At 75.5% G+C, this 18,563-nt stretch carries 22 protein-coding genes; 6 read left to right on the top strand and 16 right to left on the bottom strand.

The window, feature by feature from the left end; translation table 11 throughout:
• The first annotated feature begins 54 nt into the window (after positions 1 to 54).
• On the top strand, positions 55 to 1,251 hold the full coding sequence (locus tag AD017_RS14255) for an MFS transporter (RefSeq protein WP_060574515.1): 1,197 nt from the start codon (positions 55 to 57) through the stop codon (positions 1,249 to 1,251).
• 10 nt (positions 1,252 to 1,261) lie between these two features.
• Here the strand turns inward: AD017_RS14255 and AD017_RS14250 are convergent, their stop codons facing one another.
• Positions 1,262 to 2,536, bottom strand: coding sequence for an adenylosuccinate synthase (locus AD017_RS14250; protein WP_029239235.1), 1,275 nt, complete (start codon positions 2,534 to 2,536; stop codon positions 1,262 to 1,264).
• Between the two features lie 219 nt (positions 2,537 to 2,755).
• Between AD017_RS14250 and AD017_RS14245 the strand changes: the two genes are divergently transcribed.
• Positions 2,756 to 3,331 (top strand): hypothetical protein, encoded by a 576-nt coding sequence (locus AD017_RS14245; RefSeq protein WP_060574514.1) that lies wholly within the window; start codon positions 2,756 to 2,758, stop codon positions 3,329 to 3,331.
• A 10-nt stretch (positions 3,332 to 3,341) separates the two neighbouring features.
• Here AD017_RS14245 and AD017_RS14240 read toward each other — a convergent pair whose 3' ends face one another.
• The 4 genes from AD017_RS14240 to fbaA all read right to left on the bottom strand — a co-directional run bounded on the left by AD017_RS14240 (position 3,342) and on the right by fbaA (position 6,870).
• Positions 3,342 to 4,022, bottom strand: a complete 681-nt coding sequence (locus tag AD017_RS14240) for a 1-acyl-sn-glycerol-3-phosphate acyltransferase (protein ID WP_060576395.1) — start codon at positions 4,020 to 4,022, stop codon at positions 3,342 to 3,344.
• A 131-nt stretch (positions 4,023 to 4,153) separates the two neighbouring features.
• On the bottom strand, positions 4,154 to 5,326 hold the full coding sequence (locus tag AD017_RS14235; protein ID WP_010225290.1) for an aromatic acid exporter family protein: 1,173 nt from the start codon (positions 5,324 to 5,326) through the stop codon (positions 4,154 to 4,156).
• Positions 5,327 to 5,330: 4 nt separating this feature from the next.
• Entirely contained in the window at positions 5,331 to 5,744 is a 414-nt protein-coding gene (locus AD017_RS14230) for a DUF3151 domain-containing protein (RefSeq protein WP_060574513.1), read from the bottom strand.
• A 97-nt stretch (positions 5,745 to 5,841) separates the two neighbouring features.
• Entirely contained in the window at positions 5,842 to 6,870 is a 1,029-nt protein-coding gene (fbaA, locus tag AD017_RS14225) for a class II fructose-bisphosphate aldolase (RefSeq protein ID WP_060574512.1), read from the bottom strand.
• 147 nt (positions 6,871 to 7,017) lie between these two features.
• On the opposite strand from fbaA, the gene AD017_RS14220 reads away from it, so the two are divergent.
• The 3 genes from AD017_RS14220 (at position 7,018) to AD017_RS14210 (ending at position 9,111) form a co-directional block, all read left to right on the top strand.
• Positions 7,018 to 7,716, top strand: a complete 699-nt coding sequence (locus AD017_RS14220; RefSeq protein ID WP_369821689.1) for an RNA polymerase sigma factor — start codon at positions 7,018 to 7,020, stop codon at positions 7,714 to 7,716.
• A complete protein-coding gene (locus AD017_RS35330) occupies positions 7,713 to 8,066 on the top strand; it encodes a hypothetical protein (protein ID WP_060574510.1) in 354 nt (117 codons plus the stop codon). Before AD017_RS14220 ends, AD017_RS35330 begins: the two co-directional genes overlap by 4 nt.
• 79 nt (positions 8,067 to 8,145) lie before the next feature.
• On the top strand, positions 8,146 to 9,111 hold the full coding sequence (locus AD017_RS14210) for a DedA family protein (protein WP_082399248.1): 966 nt from the start codon (positions 8,146 to 8,148) through the stop codon (positions 9,109 to 9,111).
• 18 nt (positions 9,112 to 9,129) lie between these two features.
• On the opposite strand, the gene AD017_RS14205 is transcribed toward AD017_RS14210, so the two are convergent.
• From AD017_RS14205 to AD017_RS14195, 3 genes are read right to left on the bottom strand one after another with little or no spacing between them, the layout of a single operon-like run.
• Positions 9,130 to 9,816: an RNA methyltransferase gene (locus AD017_RS14205; protein WP_060574509.1), complete on the bottom strand. Its 687-nt coding sequence runs from the start codon at positions 9,814 to 9,816 to the stop codon at positions 9,130 to 9,132.
• The gene (gene pyrE / locus AD017_RS14200) at positions 9,813 to 10,370 is read right to left on the bottom strand and encodes an orotate phosphoribosyltransferase (protein WP_010235184.1); all 558 of its coding nucleotides are present in this window, start codon (positions 10,368 to 10,370) and stop codon (positions 9,813 to 9,815) included. Before pyrE ends, AD017_RS14205 begins: the two co-directional genes overlap by 4 nt.
• Positions 10,367 to 11,128, bottom strand: coding sequence for an SDR family oxidoreductase (locus AD017_RS14195; protein WP_060576394.1), 762 nt, complete (start codon positions 11,126 to 11,128; stop codon positions 10,367 to 10,369). The genes pyrE and AD017_RS14195 overlap by 4 nt, the downstream gene beginning before the upstream one ends.
• Positions 11,129 to 11,289: 161 nt before the next feature.
• Here AD017_RS14195 and AD017_RS14190 point away from each other — a divergent pair, with 161 nt between their 5' ends.
• The gene (locus AD017_RS14190) at positions 11,290 to 12,879 is read left to right on the top strand and encodes an NAD(P)/FAD-dependent oxidoreductase (protein WP_060574508.1); all 1,590 of its coding nucleotides are present in this window, start codon (positions 11,290 to 11,292) and stop codon (positions 12,877 to 12,879) included.
• A 4-nt stretch (positions 12,880 to 12,883) separates the two neighbouring features.
• Here AD017_RS14190 and AD017_RS14185 read toward each other — a convergent pair whose 3' ends face one another.
• The 8 genes from AD017_RS14185 to AD017_RS14150 form a co-directional block, all read right to left on the bottom strand.
• Entirely contained in the window at positions 12,884 to 13,255 is a 372-nt protein-coding gene (locus AD017_RS14185) for a DUF4345 domain-containing protein (protein WP_082399247.1), read from the bottom strand.
• 33 nt (positions 13,256 to 13,288) lie between these two features.
• Entirely contained in the window at positions 13,289 to 14,095 is an 807-nt protein-coding gene (locus tag AD017_RS14180) for an AraC family transcriptional regulator (RefSeq protein WP_145982757.1), read from the bottom strand.
• A gap of 13 nt (positions 14,096 to 14,108) precedes the next feature.
• Positions 14,109 to 15,128, bottom strand: coding sequence for an adenosine deaminase (locus AD017_RS14175; RefSeq protein ID WP_060574506.1), 1,020 nt, complete (start codon positions 15,126 to 15,128; stop codon positions 14,109 to 14,111).
• Between the two features lie 54 nt (positions 15,129 to 15,182).
• Complete coding sequence (locus AD017_RS14170) at positions 15,183 to 16,226, bottom strand: SDR family oxidoreductase (RefSeq protein ID WP_082399246.1); 1,044 nt, start codon at positions 16,224 to 16,226, stop codon at positions 15,183 to 15,185.
• Positions 16,227 to 16,315: 89 nt separating this feature from the next.
• The gene (locus AD017_RS14165) at positions 16,316 to 16,963 is read right to left on the bottom strand and encodes a hypothetical protein (RefSeq protein WP_010226297.1); all 648 of its coding nucleotides are present in this window, start codon (positions 16,961 to 16,963) and stop codon (positions 16,316 to 16,318) included.
• A gap of 82 nt (positions 16,964 to 17,045) precedes the next feature.
• Entirely contained in the window at positions 17,046 to 17,882 is an 837-nt protein-coding gene (locus AD017_RS14160; RefSeq protein ID WP_060574504.1) for a hypothetical protein, read from the bottom strand.
• Positions 17,879 to 18,214: a type VII secretion target gene (locus AD017_RS14155; RefSeq protein ID WP_060574503.1), complete on the bottom strand. Its 336-nt coding sequence runs from the start codon at positions 18,212 to 18,214 to the stop codon at positions 17,879 to 17,881. Before AD017_RS14155 ends, AD017_RS14160 begins: the two co-directional genes overlap by 4 nt.
• Complete coding sequence (locus AD017_RS14150) at positions 18,211 to 18,540, bottom strand: YbaB/EbfC family nucleoid-associated protein (RefSeq protein WP_060574502.1); 330 nt, start codon at positions 18,538 to 18,540, stop codon at positions 18,211 to 18,213. Before AD017_RS14150 ends, AD017_RS14155 begins: the two co-directional genes overlap by 4 nt.
• Positions 18,541 to 18,563 lie beyond the last annotated feature (23 nt).

Here is an 18,563-nt window from a genome sequence, read left to right as displayed (position 1 = left end):
CCACCCGGTGGGACGGAATCGTCATCTGGTGAGACGTCGGCCTAGCGTGGGCGGGTGCCCACCACGACCGACGTCACCCGCAGCGCCCGTCGATGGGTGGTCCTCGGCACCGGCGTGCTCGCCCAGACGGCGGCCTGCTCGTTCGTCTACGGGGTGCCGTTCCTGGTCCCGTTGCTGCGCGACGCCGGTGGTCTCTCGCTCGCGCGGGTCGGCACCTACGTCGGCGCCCCGACCGCCGGGCTGCTGCTGACCCTGATCGCCTGGGGCGCGCTGGCCGACCGCACCGGCGAGCGCCGGGTGATCGCCGCCGGGCTGACCGTGTGCGCGGCCGGGGTGACGGGCGCGGCCCTGCTGCCGGGACCGGGCACGCTCGCGTTCCTGCTGCTCGGCGGCGCCGGCGCGGCGTCGGTGTTCGCGGCCAGCGGCCGGATGGTCATGGGCTGGTTCGGCGCGCACGAGCGCGGCACGGCGATGGGCATCCGGCAGACGGCCCAGCCGCTCGGTGTCGCGCTGGCCGGGCTCACGCTGCCGTCGCTGGGGGCGGCGGTCGGCCCGTGGCCCGCGCTGCTGCTGCCCGCCGTGCTGTGCCTGCTCTCCGCCGTCCTGGTGCTGCTGCTGGCCCCGGACCCGCCCCGGGTCCCCCGGCCAGCCGGGGCGGCGCCGGAGGGTTCGCCGTACCGGACGCCGCTGCTGTGGCGGGTGCACAGCGCGTCCGCCCTGCTCGTCGTCCCGCAGTTCGCGGTGGCCTCGTTCGGCACCGAGTACCTGGTGCGCGAGCAGGGCTGGGGTGCGGCGGCGGCCGGGGCGTTCGTCGCGGCGGGCCAGGTCGCAGGCGCACTCGGCCGGATCGGGTCCGGCTGGTGGTCGGACCGGGTCGGGTCACGGATGCGGCCGATGCGCCAGATCGCGGTCGCCGCCGTCGTCGTCCTCCTGCTGTTCGCCCTCGGCGACACCGTCGCCGCCTGGCTGGCGGTGGCGATGCTGGCGGTCGGTGCCGTCGTCACCGTCGCCGACAACGGATTGGCCTACACCAGCACCGCCGAGCTCGCCGGCCGCGCCTGGTCGGGGCGGGCGCTCGGGATCCAGAACACCGGGCAGAACGCCCTCGGGTCGGTGGTCCCGGTCGCGCTCGGCGCCCTGGTCGGCGTCGCCGGCTACGGCGTCGGCTTCGCGGTCGCAGCGCTGGCACCGCTGGCCGCGGTCGCGGTGACCCCGGTGCGCGACGAACCGGCCGTCCGCGCCGACACCTGACCCGCGCCGGTCAGCGGGTGATCGTCTGGTCCCGGCCGGGTCCGACGCCGATCGCGGACACCCGCGCCCCGGTGAGCTCCTCGATCCGCCCGACGTACGCGCGGGCGTTCGCCGGCAGGTCCTCCCAGGTCCGGGCGCCGGAGAGGTCCTCGAACCAGCCCGGCATCTCCTCGTACACCGGGACGGCGTGGTGGAAACCGGTCTGGGTCATCGGCATCTCGTCGACCCGGTGGCCGTCGACCTCGTAGCCGACGCAGATCGGGACCGACTGGAGGCCGGAGAGCACGTCGAGCTTGGTCAGGAAGAAGTCGGTGATGCCGTTGACACGGGCGGCGTACCGGCCGATGACGGCGTCGAACCAGCCGCAGCGCCGGGCGCGGCCGGTGTTGACGCCGACCTCGCCGCCGGTCTTGCGCAGGAACTCGCCCATCTCGTCGTGCAGCTCGGTCGGGAACGGGCCGGACCCCACGCGGGTGGTGTAGGCCTTCAGGATCCCGATCACCCGGGTGATCTTGTTCGGGCCGATGCCGGAGCCGACGGAGGCACCGCCCGCGGTCGGGTTCGACGAGGTCACGAACGGGTAGGTGCCGTGGTCGACGTCGAGCAGCGTGCCCTGCGACCCCTCCAGCAGCAGCGTCTCGCCGCGCTCCAGGGCCTCGTTCAGCATCAGCCGGGTGTCGACGATCTTCTCGGCGAACTCCTTGGACTGCTCCAGGACGGTGTCGACCACCTCGTGGAAGTCCAGCGCACGCCGGTTGTAGACCTTGACCAGGATCTGGTTCTTCAGCTCGAGCGCGGCCTCCACCTTCTGGTGCAGGATCTTCTCGTCGAGCAGGTCCGCGGCACGGACGCCGACCCGGGCCACCTTGTCCTGGTAGGCGGGGCCGATGCCGCGGCCGGTGGTGCCGATCTTGGCCTTGCCGAGGTAGCGCTCGGTGACCCGGTCGATCGCCACGTGGTACGGCATGATCAGGTGGGAGTCGGCCGAGATCAGCAGGCCGGAGGTGTCGACGCCGCGCTTCTCCAGCCCGGCCTTCTCCTCGATCAGCGCCTCGGGGTTGACCACCACACCGTTGCCGATGACGTTCTTGACGCCCGGCGAGAGGATGCCGGACGGGATGAGCTTGAGTGCGAAGTCGCGGCCGTCCGGGGTGACGACGGTGTGCCCGGCGTTGTTGCCGCCCTGGTAGCGGACGACCCAGCCGTACTCGCCGCCGAGCAGGTCGGTCGCCTTGCCCTTGCCCTCGTCGCCCCACTGGGCGCCGATCAACACGATTGCGGGCATGTAAGAGACTCCAGTTCACACACGCTCGTCACGGCCGCGGATCCGGGCGTGGTTACCGGATTCCGCGGCGGGGAGGGTACTCGATCAGTGGATTCGACCGATCCCGAAGCGGTGCTGCTCGCCTGTGTGCCGCAGCGGCGACACCGTCTTCCGTTCCACGGTATCCGGCCCGGTGCCCGGCGGGAACGCCCACCGGCGTCCCTGGAGTCCGATCCTGAGGTGCGGTCGGTCACCGTTCCGCCGCGTCCCGGCAAGGACGTCGTCGACCCGCTGCTGGCCGAGCACCCCGGAGCCCGGCTGATCGTGCACGGCGACGACGCCGACCTGGCCGCCGTCGTCCTGCGTCTGCTGCGGCGCTCGGCGCTGGCCACCGAGGTCGCGTACCTGCCGGTCGACCGCCGTTCGGCCGCGGCCGCGAACTGGGGGGTGCCGGTGTCCCCCGCGGCGGCGGCCCGGCTCGCACGGACCGGCGCCGCGCGGCCGGAGCCGCTGGTGCGCGACGACAACGGCGGCGTCCTCGTCGGCCGTGGCGAGATCCCCGACCTGTACGGCGAGGCGTACTGCGACGCGACCCGGGTGTTCCGCGGCCGGGTCCCGCGGCTCGTCGTCGACGCGGGACCGGACGGTGTGCGGATCCGTGGCGGGCGCGGCGTCACCGCCGCGCAGGGGCGGGCGATCCAGATCGGGACGACCGGCGCCACCCCGGTCCGCGACGGCGAGCCGCATCCCCGCGAGATCCGGCGCTGGGCCTGGTACCGGCACACCGAGCCCTGGAACCCGGTCCTGCCGGGCTGATCGGGCCTCCTCAGGCGGCCGCGGGCAGCTGCTCGTCCGGGCGCCGGTGGTAGGAGTCGACGTAGGTCTGGCCGGACAGGTCGGCGATCACGTCCATGATCTCGTCGGTGACCGCGCGGCGGATCGCCGGCGCGCCCTCCAGGCCGTCGTACCGGCTGAACTCCAGCGGGGCGCCGAACCGGATCTGCACCCGGGCCAGCCGCGGGAACAGCCGGCCGATCGGCTGCCCCCGCTCGGTCCCGATCAGGCCGACCGGCACGACGACCGCACCGGTCGACAGCGCCAGGCTCGCCACCCCGGTGTGCCCGCGGTGCAGCCTGCCGTCGAGCGAGCGCGTGCCCTCCGGGTAGATCCCGAACACGCCACCGGTCTCCAGCACCCTGCGGCCCGCGTCGAGCGCGGCGAGCCCGGCGCGGGCGTTGCCCCGGTCGACCGGGATGTAGCCGAGCGCGCGCACGAACGCGGCCATCAGCCGCCCGCGCAGACCGCGGCCGGTGAAGTACTCGGACTTGCCGAGGAACGCGACCCGGCGCGACGCGACCAGCGGGATGAAGGCCGTGTCGACCGCGGCCCGGTGGTTCGCGGCCAGGATCACCGGGCCGGTGGCGGGGATGTGGTCGGCGCCCTGCACGCGGGGGCGCCAGATCAGCCGGACGAGGGGAGCGAGGACGTAGCGGATGAACAGCTGCACTGGTGGGACCCCGTTCGCGGTCGACGGCGTCGGCCACACCACACCGTGCAGGGGGACGCGGTCGGTCCCGGCGCCGAACAGCGCCCGATTCTGCTCCGTGACCGGACGGTCACGGAACCCCACTCCCCCGATCAGCCCAGGTCCGGGGCGGGGAGCCGGTCACGCAGCGCGTGCATCGCCTCGGTGCGGGACAGGCCGGTGGCCTGCAGCAGGTCGACGGCGATCGAGCGGGTCTGGGCGACCAGCACCGGGACCGACACGGCCGGTCCGGCCGGGTGGCCGCCGTCCGGGGCGGGGGCCGGGGCGACGGGCGGTTCCGCGAGTACCGGCGCGCCCTGCACCGCCTCCAGCAGCGGTCCGCGGGCGCGCTCGCGGTCGCCGTCCTGCCCGAGCTCGCGGATCAGCGCACCGACCGCGGTCGCGAGATCGGCGATCGCGTCGGCCAGCTCCGGCGGGATCCGCTCGCCGTCCTCGATCGCGGTGAGGGCCCGCCGGGCCAGCACCCGTGCGTTGCGGTGCGCGTAGTCGGCGCGCTCGGCGAGCTCGCGGTAGCGACGCAGCATCCGCCGCCGGGGCCGGTGCAGCGGGGACACCGCGGCGACCTCGCCGGCGGACCCGACCGCGGTGCGGAGCCCGTCGATCACGGCCTGGGTGTCACGGGCCCGGCGGAGCGCCCGCGAGGCGCTCTCCCGGTCGTCGTCGCGCAGTGCCGAGGCGACCTCGGTGAGGACGGTGACCAGGTCGTCGAGCACCCGGCGGGCCTCCCGGCGCACGATCCGGACCGGGTGCACCGGGATCGCCGCCGCGACCAGGATCCCGGCCACGCCGCCGATCAGCGCGTCCACGCAGCGGTCGATCCCGCCGGTCTCACCGGGGGGCAGGAGCGTCGTGACCAGCACGGCGGACGCGCCCGCCTGGGCGACGATCAGGTTGCCGCCGTCGAAGAACGTCGCGAGCGTGATGGCCAGCGCGACCACGAGGATCAGCTGCCAGACGCCGCTGCCGATCTGCGCGATCAGCAGGTCGCCGACCAGCACGCCGAGGCTGACGCCGACGACGAGCTCGGCGGCCCGGCGCAGCCGCGAGTTCAGCGAGAGGCCCAGGCTGATCACCGCGGCGATCGGGGCGAAGAACGGGCGGGTGTGCCCGACCAGGTCGCCGGCCACCCACAGCGCGAGGCCCGCCGCGAACGCGCACTGCAGGATCGGCAGCCACGACGCCCGCACCCGCCGGACGCCGAGCCGGAGGCGGGCCCGGACACGGTCCCCGGCCCGCCGCCAGCCGGCCGGCGTCACGGACGGCACCGGCTCAGCCGAGGCCCAGAGCGGTGATCGCCTCCGGGTCCGAGTCCGCGATCAGGGTGCGCAGGCGCTCGACCTCGGGGGCCTCGCCGACGCCGTCGGCGGCCCGGAGCAGGGCACCGCAGGAGCGCAGGAAGCCGCGGTTCGGCTCGTGCGACCACGGCACCGGGCCGAAGCCCTTCCAGCCGTTGCGACGGAGCTGGTCGAGACCGCGGTGGTAGCCGGTACGGGCGTAGGCGTACGCGGCGACCGTCTCACCGGACTCCAGCGCACGCTCGGCCAGGACCGCCCAGGCGATCGACGACGACGGGTTGCCCGCCGCCAGCTCGGCCGGGTCCCTCCCGGCGGCCAGCTCCGCCGCGGCCGGGTCCACCGGCAGGCGGGTGTCGTCGGGTTCGAGCAGGTTGCCGTGCAGACTCATGCGCCCATCCTGGCCCCTCGGGCGCGTGCGTGGTCGGGCCGGGCCCGGCCCGGCCCGGGCGACCACGCACGTGCCCGACGTGCTCCCGGGGGACCGCTCAGAGCGCCTTGCCGGCGGACTTCAGCGACTCGCACGCCTCGATGACGCGGTCGCCCATCGCGACCTCGGCCTTCTTGAGGTACGAGCGGGGGTCGTAGACCTTCTTGTTGCCGACCTCGCCGTCGATCTTCAGGACGCCGTCGTAGTTCTCGAACATGTGCGACGCGATCGGCCGGGTGAAGGCGTACTGGGTGTCGGTGTCGACGTTCATCTTCACCACGCCGTAGCTCAGCGACTCGTGGATCTCCTCGAGCAGCGAGCCGGAGCCGCCGTGGAAGACCAGGTCGAAGGGCTTGCTGCCGGCGTCGAGCCCCAGCTTCTGCACGGCCACGTCCTGGCCCTGCTTGAGGATCTCCGGGCGCAGCTTCACGTTGCCCGGCTTGTAGACGCCGTGCACGTTGCCGAAGGTCGCGGCGAGCAGGTACCGGCCCTTCTCGCCGCCGCCGAGCACCTCGACGGTGCGCTCGTAGTCGCCGGGCGCGGTGTAGAGCTTCTCGTTGATGTCGTGGGCGACGCCGTCCTCCTCGCCGCCGACGACGCCGATCTCCACCTCGAGGATGATCTTCGCCTTGACCGCCTCGTCGAGCAGCTCGGCCGCGATGGAGAGGTTCTCCTCGAGCTCGGTGGCCGAGCCGTCCCACATGTGCGACTGGAACAGCGGGTTCAGGCCGCGGTCCACCCGCTCCTGGGACACCGCGATCAGCGGCCGGACGAAGCCGTCGAGCTTGTCCTTGGGGCAGTGGTCGGTGTGCAGCGCGATGTTGACCGGGTACTTGTCCGCGACGACGTGGGCGAACTCGGCCAGGCCGACGGAGCCGGTGACCATGTCCTTGACCCGGGTGCCGGAGAGGAACTCCGCGCCACCGGTCGAGATCTGGACGATGCCGTCCGAACCCGCCTCGGCGAACCCGCGCAGCGCCGCGTTCAGGGTCTCGGTGCTGGTCACGTTGATCGCCGGGTAGGCGAACTCGCCGCTCTTGGCGTTGTCCAGCATCTGGTTGTAGATCTCGGGCGTGGCGATCGGCACGGCCGGCCTCCTCGTCTTCGGCGGTCGCTGCTCGTCGCAGCGCTCTTTCCTCCGGTGAGTATCACGTACCCGCTGTGGGGCGGGAGTCATCGTGCGGATGGGTCTGGTCACCTCGGCCGGACGGCGGAACGGGCGACGCCGCGACGACTGTCGGAGGCGGTCGCTACGCTGGGGCACGTGGAGGAGGACCAGGCCGAGAACGCCGTAGACCGGACGCTGGGCCGGCTGCGCGCCATCGACAGCCGACCGGCGCCGGAGGGGCCCGGTCCCTTCCCGGCCGATCCCGTCCCGGACGGGCCGGGCGTACCCGGCCCGCAGGCGGAGCACCCGCTCACCCTCGCCGACCTCTACCGCGACCACCGGTTGCGGCTGATGCGGCTCGCGATGCTGCTGGTCGACATCCCGGCCACCGCCGAGGACGTCGTGCAGGAGGCCTTCACCGGGCTGCACCGGCACTGGACCGGCCTGCGCGACGAGACCGCCGCGGTCGCCTACCTCCGCGCCGCCGTCGTGAACGGCTCGCGGTCGGTCCTGCGCCGCCGCCGGACGGCGCGGGAGTACGTGCCGCCGCACTCCGCCAACGCGCGCTCCGCGGAGTCGCTGGCGATGCTGTCGGCCGAGCACCAGTCCGTCGTCGACGCGCTGTCGGCGCTGCCGCCGCGCCAGCGCGAGGTCCTGGTGCTGCGCTACTACGGCGGCCTGACCGAGTCCGAGATCTCCGAGGCGGCCGGGATGAGCCGCGGGACGGTGAAGTCCACCGCCAGCCGCGCGCTCGACTCCGTCGCCCGGATCATGGAGGAGCGGGCGGGTGCGGCGACCGGCCGCCGTCCGGGGGAGCCACGATGACCGGCCCGCAGAACCCGCACCGCGACGACGCCGCCCGCCGGGTCGGTGAGGCGCTGCAGGCGCAGGCGCGCGGGCGTCCGATGCCGCCGCCGCGCCCCGGCGGTCCGCCGCCCGCGCCGCCCCGCGTCCCGGGCCGGGTCCCGCCGCCGGCGCCGCGCCCGGCCCCGCAGGTCCACCACCGTCCCGCTCCCGTCGCGGCCGCACCCCGCGCGACGGCGGCCCCGGCCGGGTCGCCCGTCCCGCAGATCCTGTGGGCCGCGCTGATCACGCTGCTCGTCGGCGCGCTCCTCGGCGGCGGGATCGCCCTGGTCTCGGTGCTGCTGCCCGGCGCGCTGCCCGCACTGGGCTGACCGTCCCGGCCCCGGCCGCGCACGGCCGGGCCGACGGCGCCCGGCCGGGCCCGTCACCCGGCCGGTACCGTTTCTCCGCGTGACGGTTCTCGCCGCGACCCAGACGCTCGCCCTCGGCCCCTCGTGGCTCGACCCGGCGGTGATCATCGAGTCCCTCGGCCCGTGGGCCCTGGTCGGGGTGGCCGCGATCATCTTCGCCGAGTGCGGCCTGCTGCTGGGTTTCTTCCTGCCCGGTGACTCGCTGCTGTTCACCGCGGGCCTGTTCGTCGCCCAGGGCGCGATCGGCGTTCCCCTGTGGCTGGTGTGCCTGGTGCTGGTGGTGTCCGCGTTCGCCGGGAACGCGGTCGGCTACGGCATCGGCTACCGCGCCGGACCGGCGATCTTCGACAAGCCACGGTCGAAACTGTTCAACCCGAAGCACGTGGACAAGACCCACGAGTTCTTCGAGCGCTACGGCAACCGCGCCATCGTCCTGGCCCGGTTCGTGCCGATCGTGCGCACCTTCATCACGGTCAGCGCCGGCGTGGCCCGGATGGACCCGCGGCGGTACCTGACGTACTCGCTGATCGGCGGCGTCGCGTGGGCGGCCGGCGTCACGGTGCTGGGGTACTTCCTGGGCCAGTTCGCCTTCGTCCGCGAGCACATCGACCTGATCCTGATCGCCATCGTGCTCGTGTCGGTGCTGCCGATCGTGTTCGAGGTGCTCCGGGCCCGGTCGAAGCGCGGTGCCGACGCGGGCGGGGCGGCCGCCGTCGGCGCCACCGCAGCGGGTGCCGCCGCCGCGACCGTCACCGGCCGGGCGGCCGACGACGACCCGGCCACCGTGCAGATGCCGGCCGTCGGACGGCCCGGCCCGGCGGCGCAGGACGGCGCGCCCCGTTCGCACCCCGCACCGCGGCCGGACGCGGCCCCGCAGGCCCACCGCGCGCCGCAGCCGGGGGTGCAGCCCGGTCCCGGGGCGCAGCCGCCGCGGAACGGGACGGGCGAGCCGCCGTACCGGCACAGCACCGGGCGTCCGCCGATGGCCCCCCGCCACGAGCGCTGAGCCCGGCCGGGCGCCGGGTCACCAGGCGCCGGACAGGTCCGCGTGCTCCCGGACCCACGCGTGCATGACGATCCCGGCCGCCACGCCCGCGTTGATCGACCGGGTGGAACCGAACTGGGCGATCGAGACCGCGAGATCGGCGGCCTCCCGCAGTTCCGGTGACAGCCCGGGACCCTCCGCGCCGAAGACCAGCACGCAGTCCCGCGGCAGCGCCGTCTCCTCCAGCCGGACGGCGCCGGGCAGGTTGTCCACCGCGACCAGCGCGAGCCCGGCGGCACGGGCGTGCGCGACGAGCCCGGCGGCGCCGGGGTGGTGGTGCAGCGACAGGTAGCGGTCGGTCACCATCGCGCCGCGCCGGTTCCAGCGCCGCCGTCCGACGATGTGCACCCCGCCCGCGCCGAACGCGTTCGCCGTGCGCACCACGGTGCCGATGTTGTGGTCGTGGCCGAGGTTCTCGATCGCGACGTGGAACGGGTGGGCCCGGCGCGCCAGGTCCTCCGCGACGGCCTCGCGCCGCCAGTAGCGGTACGCGTCGACGACGTTGCGGCGGTCGCCCTCCGCCAGCAGCTCCGGATCCCAGTGCCCGCCGGCCGGCGGGGGCCCGGTCCACGGACCGACCCCGACCTGGCCGGGCACCTGCCACTCGCTCGGCCCCGCCTCGTCGGCGGGCCCGGGCCCACCGGACGGGCCGTCCGGGTCGCTCACCCCAGCTGCAGGTCGGCCAGCCCCAGCACCGCCCGGTAGGGCACGCCCTCGGCCTCGACGGCCTGCCGGGCCCCGGTGTCCCGGTCGACGACGGTGCACACCCCGACGACCTGCGCACCGGCTGCGAGAACCGACCGCACCGCCGTCAGTGCCGACCCACCGGTGGTGGAGGTGTCCTCGACGACGAGCACCGGTCGCCCGGCCACGTCCGGCCCCTCGATCAACCGCTGCATGCCGTGCTTCTTCGTCTCCTTGCGCACGACGAACGCGTCGACCGGTTCGGTCCCGTCCTCCTGCCGCGCGGCGTGCAGCACCGCGGTCGCGACCGGGTCCGCGCCCAGTGTGAGGCCGCCGACCGACCGGTACGTCCAGTCCGCGGTCAGCTCGCGGAGCAGGCGCCCGATCAGCGGCGACGCCTCGTGGTGCAGCGTGATCCGGCGCAGGTCGACGTAGTAGTCGGCCTCGGCACCCGACGACAGGGTCACCTTCTCGTGGACGACCGCCAGCTCGCGCACCAGCGCGGCCAGCCGGGCCCGGTCCGCGTGGGCGTTCACGTGCGGTCCCGGTCGAACGCCGCGGTGAGCCGCCTCAGTGCGCCGCGGGGGAGCACCCCGACCAGCCCGACGATCGCCTTGTACTGCCTCGAGGGCACCGACACCACCCGTCCCCTGTCCAGGTCGGCCAGGGCCTCGTCCACGACCTGCGAGGCCTCCAGCCAGAGCGGGCCGCGCCGGCCGCCGACGTCGATGCCGGCCCGCTCGTGGAATTCCGTCCGTACGTACCCGGGGCACAGCACCATCGCGCGCACCCCGGTCCCCTGCAGCGACGCGGCCACGCCCTCGGTGAAGGAGATGACCCACGCCTTGTCCGCCGGGTAGGTCGACCCGCGCCCGGCGAGGAAGCCCGCCACGCTCGCCACGTTGACCACCGCACCAGTGCCGCGGTCGACCATCCCGGGCAGCGCGGCCCGGGTCAGCTCGAGCACGCTCGCGACGTTCACCTGGAGCTGCCGGGCGAGGTCCGCCGGGTCGTTCTCCAGGAACGCCGCCCCGAGCGCGAGGCCGGCGTTGTTGACCAGCAGGTCGACCGGCGCCAGGTCCGGGTCCGCCAGGCGCGCGGTCACCCGCGCGCGCTCGCCGGCCTCGGACAGGTCCGCGGGCAGCACCTCGACGGCGACGCCGAGGTCGCGGTACCGGTTCGCGGCCGCCTGCAGGCGGTCCGCGTCGCGCGCCACGAGCACGAGGTCGCGGCCGTCGGCAGCGAGCCGGTCGGCGAACGCGGCCCCGATTCCCGACGACGCGCCCGTGATCATGACGGAGAGCACGCGGCGAGCCTAGTCCGTCGGGCCGTGCCCGCACCCCGGACGCCGCCGCGGGCGCCGGGGTGTGATCCCGGCGACACTCGGGTCCGGTGACATCGTGAGACGGACCGCTCTCGCGTGCCCCGTCGTTATGAACCCTTTACCGTCGAGGCATGACGTCCGAGGCGCTGCGGATCCGGCGACCGGCCGAACCCCTTGCCGGCGAGCGAGTCACCGGTCCCTCCCCGCGGCACTCCCGGGTCGCCGTCGTGGGCGCGGGCTTCACCGGCCTGGCCGTCGGTCTCGCCCTGCTGCGCCGTGGTGTGCACGACTTCGTCCTGCTGGAGCGCGCCGACGACGTCGGCGGCGTGTGGCGGGACAACACCTACCCGGGCGTCGGCGTCGACACCCCCTCCCCGCTCTACCAGCTGCGGGCGATGACGAACCCGGACTGGTCCGACCTGTACGCGCCCGGGCACGAGGTCCAGGACTACGCGCGGCGGCTGGCCGACTCGACCGGTCTGCTGGCGCACATCCGCTTCGGCGCCGCCGTCGACTCCGCCCGGTGGGACGCCGCGGCGGCACGCTGGCGGATCGCGACACCGCTGGGCGCCTTCACCGCGGACGTCCTGGTCAGCGCGGCCGGGCTCGTCGCCGACCCGAAGCAGCCCGACGTCGACGGCCTCGCCGACTTCCCCGGGCCGGTGTTCCACTCCGCCCGCTGGGACCACTCGGCCGACCTGACCGGGAAGCGGGTCGCGGTCGTCGGCACCGGCGCGACGGCGATCCAGCTCATCCCCGAGCTGCAGCCGCAGGTCGCCGAGCTGCACGTCCTGCAGCGCACCCCGGCGTGGATCCTGCCGAAGCCGGAGCGGCCGGTCGGTGACCTGACCCGGCGGGCGCTGGCGGCGAACCCGATCCTCTCCCGGATGCAGTTCGACCTGATCTACGTCGGGGCGGAGCTGCTCGCCGCGACCCGGCGGTCGAAGCTTCTGCGGGAGACGCTCAGCCGGGTCGGCCGCAGGCACCTCGGGACGCAGGTACCCGACCCCGAGCTGCGGGACCGGCTCACCCCGGACTTCGACTACGCCTGCAAGCGCCCGCTGGTCTCGAACCACTACCTGCCGGCGATGTGCGCGTCCAACACGACGTTGCACACCGGCGGGCTGTCCCACGTGGACGGCCGCACCGTCGTCTCCGGCGACGGGACGGCGGCCGAGGTGGACGCGATCGTCCTCACCACCGGGTTCGAGGTCGGCGCCACCGCGCCGATCGCTCGGCGCATCCAGGACTCGTCCGGCCGGTCGCTGCACGACCACTGGGGTTCCTACCCGCGCGCCTACCTGGGGATGAACTACCCCGGCTTCCCCAACCTGTTCCTCATGCAGGGCCCCAACGCGACCAGCGGCGCCAGCTCGACGCTGCTGTTCTCCGAGGCGCAGGCCCGCTACGTCGCCGACGCGGTCTGCCGGATGGCCGGCGAGGGGATCCGCGCCCTCGACGTGCGGCCCGAGGTCGAGGAGCGGTGGACCCGGCGGATCCGCAGGCGTTCGGCCCGCACCGTCTACGAGACGGGTGGCTGTACCAGCTACTACCAGAACGGCGAGGGCCACAACGTCGTCATGTGGCCGGCGAACACCGCCGAGTACCAGCTGCGCACCCGCCGGTTCCGGCTCGCGCCGTTCCACGCCGAGCACGGCCGGACCGGCGCCGGACGGCCGCTGGAGCCGCTGCGCCCTGTCCGGCTCGCCGCGACCGCCTGACCCCTCAGGCCGGCAGCACCGCGAGCACCAGCAGCAGCGCCGCGACGATCTCGACCCCGCAGTAGAACCAGACCGGGTAGAGCCCGACCGGCCGGTCCACCAGCCGCGACACGACCCGCCCGGCCGCCATCCCGCCGAGCATGACGGCCACCGCGGTCACGACGCCGTCGTGCAGGTCCGGGAGCGTGAGCGCGGCACCGAGCACGGCCGCCGTCGCGACGCCGAACCCGCCGTAGACCGCGCGGACCTCGGAGCGGCTCTCCGGGCGGTCGGCGACCAGCCCGAAGGGCCGCACCAGGGCCGCCGGGGCGGCCAGCCCGTACATCCCCATGCCCAGGAAGAACACACCCACCACGACGATCACGACCGCGCTCACACCGGACCTCCGCTCCGCCGGTGGCCGGTCCGGTCACCGTGCGGGCGTGAGTCTCGCCCGGCCGTCGACGGCGGCGCTGTCACGAACGTGCCGGTCGTCGGGTGCCCGGACCCGGATCCGGCCGCCGGCGTCGAGGACCTGGCTCGGCCGCAGGCCGAACATCTGCCGGAACGCGTGGCTCAGGTGCGACGGCGTCGCGAAGCCGGCGTCGGCCGCCGCCCGGGTCAGGTCCCCACCCGCCGCGACGACCTGCGCGACGACGATCATCCGGGCCCACCGCCGGTACCCGCGGATCCCGATGCCCGCCTCCGCCGCGAACGACCGGCGGAACCGGGCCGGGGACAGGCCGGCGCGGCGGGCCAGCTCGTCGGTCGGGAGGTCGGCGCCGCCGGGCCGCCGGACGTCACGAAGGGCGTCGAGGATGCGCGGATCGGCAGGCCCGGCCGCATTGCCCGCGCCCGCCGCGGTCCTGCGGAGCGCGATGGCGTCCCCGGACACCGCGGACGCGACGACGGAGGTCTCGTCGGCGTGGTCGTGGGCGAGCGGTCCGGTGGCACCGGTCATCCGGTCCCGGCAGCCGTGCCGGGCGGCGGTGCCGGGATCGAGGTACAGGAACGCCGTCCGCTCGCCCGCGGACCGGACGCGGTGCCGCAGCCCGGCCGGGACGAGCACGGTGCGGGCCACGAGCACGGTCCCGTCGGCCTCGACGGTGAGCGGCCCGTCGACACCGACCGCGAGGCAGGTGACGGCCCCGCGGTGGGGCGCGAGCCCGAGCGACGGTCCGATGTAGGCCGCCCACCCGGGGCCGATCGAGATCGTCGCCGGACCGGCACCGTCCACCGGGAGCGCCCGGTCAGGCCGGGCGCCCGCCGGCGGGGTCACCGCCCCAGGCGCGGACCTCCCCGGCGAACGCCTGCCGGGCGGCGTCGTCGAGGAACGAGGCCTCGAACGAGTTCGCCGCGAGCGTCCGCAGCTGGTCCGCGGTGAGGCCGAGCCCGTCGCGGGCGGCGACGTAGTTCGCGTCGGCGTACCCACCGAAGTAGGCCGGGTCGTCGGAGTGCACCGACACGTGCAGGCCGGCCGCGAGCATCTCCGGGAGCGGGTGCAGCCCGATCCCGGGGACGCAGCCGAGGCGCACGTTCGACAGCGGGCAGACGGTCAGCGGCGTCCGGTCGCGGCGCAGCCGGGCGACCAGCTCCTCGTCCTCGATCGCACGGATGCCGTGGTCGACGCGGTGCACTCCCAGCTCGTCGAGTGCCTCGCGGACGTAGCCGGCGGGGCCCTCCTCACCGGCGTGCGCGACCGGGCGCAGGCCCAGGCCGCGGGCCCGCTCGAACACCGCCGTGAACTTCGACGGCGGATGGCCGACCTCCGCGGAGTCGAGCCCGACCCCCACGATCCGGTCGAGGTGGGGCTCCGCGGCGCGGAGGGTGGCCTCCGCCTCGTCGGCGGGCCGGTCCCGGAGGAAGCAGAGGATCAGCCCGGCCGAGACGGTGCCGGCGTGCTCGTCGATCGCGTCGGTCAGACCGCCGACCACGTCGGCGATCGGGACACCGCGGGTGGTGTGCGCCTGCGGGTCGAAGAACATCTCGACGTGCCGGACGCCCTGCTCCGGGCAGCGCCGCAGGTACGCCGACGCGAGCTCGGCGAAGTCGTCGCGGGTGCGCAGGACGGCCATGTTGGCGTAGTAGACGTCCAGGAAGGACTGCAGGTCGGTGAAGTCGTACCGGGCCCGCAGGTCCTCGACCCCGGCGTAGGGCAGCTCGACGTCGTTCCGGCGGGCCAGCTCGAAGACCGTCTCGGGTTCGAGCGTGCCCTCGATGTGCAGGTGCAGCTCGGCCTTCGGCAGCGGCGGGGTCCCGGTCGTCGTCATCGGTTCATCATCCCGTCCGGGGTGCCGGATCCCGCGCGGCGCCCCGGTACCGGGTCAGGCTCCGCTGACGACGGCGCTGCCGTGCGGCGAGACGTGCCGGGTGCGGGCGCGGTCGCGGGCGGCGGCCGTCGCCCGGGAGCGCTGCTCGGCCGTCCGCAGCGACCCGGCGACGAAGTGCGTCGAGCGGCCGCACCCGGAGGCGGCGGCCGTCGACCGGCCCGCACCCGGACGGGCCGGCAGGTCCGGCAGCCGGGACGGCGCCCGCACCGGGGCGGCCGGCGCGCCCGCACCGGCGAGGAGCTCCTCGGGCGCGTGGCCGCAGCCGGGGGCCGCCACGTCGCGGCGCGGGACGGACGGCCCGGACCCGGCGCGCGGAGCCGCCGCGGCCGGCATGAGCGGCTCGCGGGTGGCGTCGGAGAGGAGCTCGGCGCCGCGGCGGGCGGCACGCACCCCCGCGCCGACCGCGCGGCGCGGCAGGTCCCGCAGCACCGACGGACGATCCGGCGCGGCGGCCGGGTCCTCGGCGTCGAGCACGGCGAGCGCCCGCTCCGGACGGTCGTCGGCGCGCACGACGGCGGCGCGCACCCCGCTGCCGTCCAGCGTCGCGGCCAGCGAGGCGGTGAAGGCCGTGGCCCACACCGTGCCCGGCTCGCCACCGGTGTCGCCGGGGGCCGGTGCCGGCCCGACCGCGAGGACCGTGCCGGTGCCGCGGCGCAGCATCCCGGGCAGCGCGGCGTGGGTGAGGCGCATCGTGGCCGTCACCCCGAGGTCGACGAGCGCCTGCCGGTCGTCCACGGAGGGGACACCGCCCGCGGCCACGGTCACCTCGGACGCCGCGTCGTGGACGAGCACGTCCACCGCGGGGGCCTCGGGCCCGGTGAGCAGCGCCTCCAGGCGGAACAGGCCGCGCCGGGTCGCCAGGTCGGTCACCAGGACGTCGGCGCGGACGCCGTACCGGCCGGCGAGCGACCGGGCCGCGATGTGCGCCCGCGCGGCGTCCCGGGAGACGAGGAGGAGGTCATGTCCGCGGGAGGCGAGCCGCTCGGCCAGAACCGCGCCGAGCCCGGAGCCACCGCCGGTGATGAGTGCCACAGCCACTCGAACAGGGTATCCACCCCCGATCGGGCTAGCGCGATCGGGTGGTCACGTGTCGTGTCTGTTGATCAACGCAGCGCGATGTCCGCTGGTCAGGACTCGACAGCGGGACCCCGGACGTGGAGGCCCTCCTCCAGGGCGGTGGCGACCTCGGCGAGATCGGCGAGCAGGTCCTGCATCCGGTCGGCGGAGATGCCGACCGGGGCGGCGGCCAGCACCCAGGAGTCCTCCGCCCAGAGCAGCTCGACGTCCTCGCCGACCGCGTCGCTCGCGTCGGCCAGTCGCGGCGTCAGCAGCGGGCGGACGGCGTCGGCGTCGCTGACGAAGGCGTAGCGCTCGCCGACGGGCTCCAGGAGGTCCAGCCCGGCGTCGTCGGGCAACGGGGCCGACGGCAGCCGGAGCTCGACGGCGGCCGGCAGCGACTCCTGCACCTGGACCGCGCAGAGCACCGAGCTGACCCGTCCGGCCTGCTCGTGGTCGAACGCGTAGGCGCGGCGCGGGCCGTCCGGCGTCGGGACGTCCCCGGTGACCAGGCTGCGGGCCACGCCGGGGCCACCCTGGTGGATGGTCCCGTAGCGCCAGCGGCTGGGCAGGACGGGATCGGAGTCGAGGTACTCCCACTCGCGCAGCGAGGCCCAGCGCTTCCGGTCGCGGGTCGCGCCCCCGCGGAAGCGGTCGAAGACCAGCAGACCGACGCCGACGACGACCGCGACGAGGGCGATGACGAACCAGACCGACATGCCGCGGAGCGTAGTCCCGATCGGCGTGGCGACGTGGTAGCGCCACGACCCGGACGTGCACCTTTCCGGGTACGAGGTGCTCTCACTCCGGTGCCGGGTCGTCGCCTCCGGCGGCGGAGGCGCGGGCCGCGGCCTCCTGTTTGCCGTGCTCGACCGCGCGGTCCGGCCTGCCGATCGCGGCGTGCAACGCCGTCTCGGCCCGCCCCGCGAGCTCGGCGGACTCCCGGAGCGCGTCGACCAGCGTCTGCACGCGGTCGCCCAGCCGCCGGCCCAGCTGCACGGCGTCGAGCAGCGCGTTCGTGACGGTGACCGGTGCGGCGGCCCCGCCGCTGATCGCCGTGAGCACCCCCGACGTGGCCAGGCCCGCCAGGAAGTCCGCGACGGCGTCGCGGATCAGGGCGCGCTCCGCACCGACCATCGCTCCCGTGTGCAGGACCAGCTCGGCCGTCGCCCGTGCCTGCTCGGAGATCCGGTCGGCTCCGGCGGCGACGGCCGTGGTGGTGCCGGCGAACCCGGCGGCCGCCGCGCCCTCCCACGCGCGGCCCGCCTCCTCCACCGCCGTCCGCGCCGCCGTGCCCTGAGCCGTCAGCACGTGGGACAGGCGCTGCCAGCCCGCCGCGAGGTCGCCGACCTCCTGCGGGTCACCGGCGAGGGCGTCCAGCGGTTCGCGGAGGAACCACAGGTGCTCGATGGCCCAGCCGGCGAACGCCGAGGTCAGGGACCCGAACGGGTCGGCGACGAACCCCAGTGTGCCCAGGCCGGCGGCGGCCGCGGCCCAGGCGACGCCCGCGGCGTCCTGCTCGTCGACGGCCGTGCCCACGTCCCGGTACGACGAGACGATCCCGCTGCCCTCGAACCAGGCGTCCGCGCTCTCGCCGGCGTCGCCCTCCGGGGCGGGGGGAGCGGACGGCGCGGTCACCGCTCACCGGCCGGGACCGCCGGGACCCCGACCCCGGCGAAGGCCAGGGCCGCGCCGGCGTCGGCCAGCTCGTAGTCGCGCGCCGCGTGCCGCAGCTCCCCCGCGGTCCGGCGCAGGGACGCCGCGAGCGCGGACACGGCCTCGGCCCCGGTGTGCACCGCCGACGTCGCCGCCCCGGCGAACAGGCCGCCGACCAGCCCGAACGCGTCCCCGGAGACCTGGCCGGCGGTCGGCCGCGCCGCGTCGACGGCCGTGGCGACGTCGTCGAGCCGGGCCGCGACGGCCGCCATCCCGGCGGGATCGGCGCGGAAGCCGCCGTCCGCGGCCGTCACCGGCTGCCGCCGGACGTCAACGGCTCCATGATCTTCTCGACCTGGGATCGGGCGTCGGCCGCGGCCTCGCGGCACAGCCGCAGGACGGTCCCGGCCAGCCGCGCACGGGGAAGGTCGTCGGCCCGTACCCCGAACCGCAGGTCGGTGACGGCGCCGGACGCGTCGACGGTGACGGCGACCGCGCCGTCCCGGGTCTGCGCGGTCGCGGTCACCGCCGTCGCCCGGTCCCGGGCCTGCTCGACCCGTACCCGGATCTCGTCGAGCCGCTCGCGGTACTCGGCCAGCCAGGTCTCCGCCGACGGCGGAGACGATGTCGGTCGCTCCATGGACCGGGACGATGGCCTCCACC

The organism is Pseudonocardia sp. EC080619-01 (assembly GCF_001420995.1).
In the GTDB taxonomy this organism is placed as follows: Bacteria; Actinomycetota; Actinomycetes; order Mycobacteriales; family Pseudonocardiaceae; genus Pseudonocardia.
Note: the sequence above shows the minus strand (reverse complement) of the source record. Positions and strands in the feature narration are given on the sequence as shown.

Bases quoted from the DNA above. Each gene is read 5' to 3' on its own strand.
- AD017_RS14250 (WP_029239235.1), bottom strand. From the start codon at position 2,536: ATGCCCGCAATCGTGTTGATCGGCGCCCAGTGGGGCGACGAGGGCAAG.
- AD017_RS35330 (WP_060574510.1), top strand. From the start codon at position 7,713: ATGACCGGCCCGCAGAACCCGCACCGCGACGACGCCGCCCGCCGGGTC.
- AD017_RS14175 (WP_060574506.1), bottom strand. From the start codon at position 15,128: ATGACGACGACCGGGACCCCGCCGCTGCCGAAGGCCGAGCTGCACCTG.
- AD017_RS14165 (WP_010226297.1), bottom strand. From the start codon at position 16,963: ATGTCGGTCTGGTTCGTCATCGCCCTCGTCGCGGTCGTCGTCGGCGTC.
- AD017_RS14230 (WP_060574513.1), bottom strand. From the start codon at position 5,744: ATGAGTCTGCACGGCAACCTGCTCGAACCCGACGACACCCGCCTGCCG.
- AD017_RS14150 (WP_060574502.1), bottom strand. From the start codon at position 18,540: ATGGAGCGACCGACATCGTCTCCGCCGTCGGCGGAGACCTGGCTGGCC.
- AD017_RS14195 (WP_060576394.1), bottom strand. From the start codon at position 11,128: ATGATCACGGGCGCGTCGTCGGGAATCGGGGCCGCGTTCGCCGACCGG.
- AD017_RS14190 (WP_060574508.1), top strand. From the start codon at position 11,290: ATGACGTCCGAGGCGCTGCGGATCCGGCGACCGGCCGAACCCCTTGCC.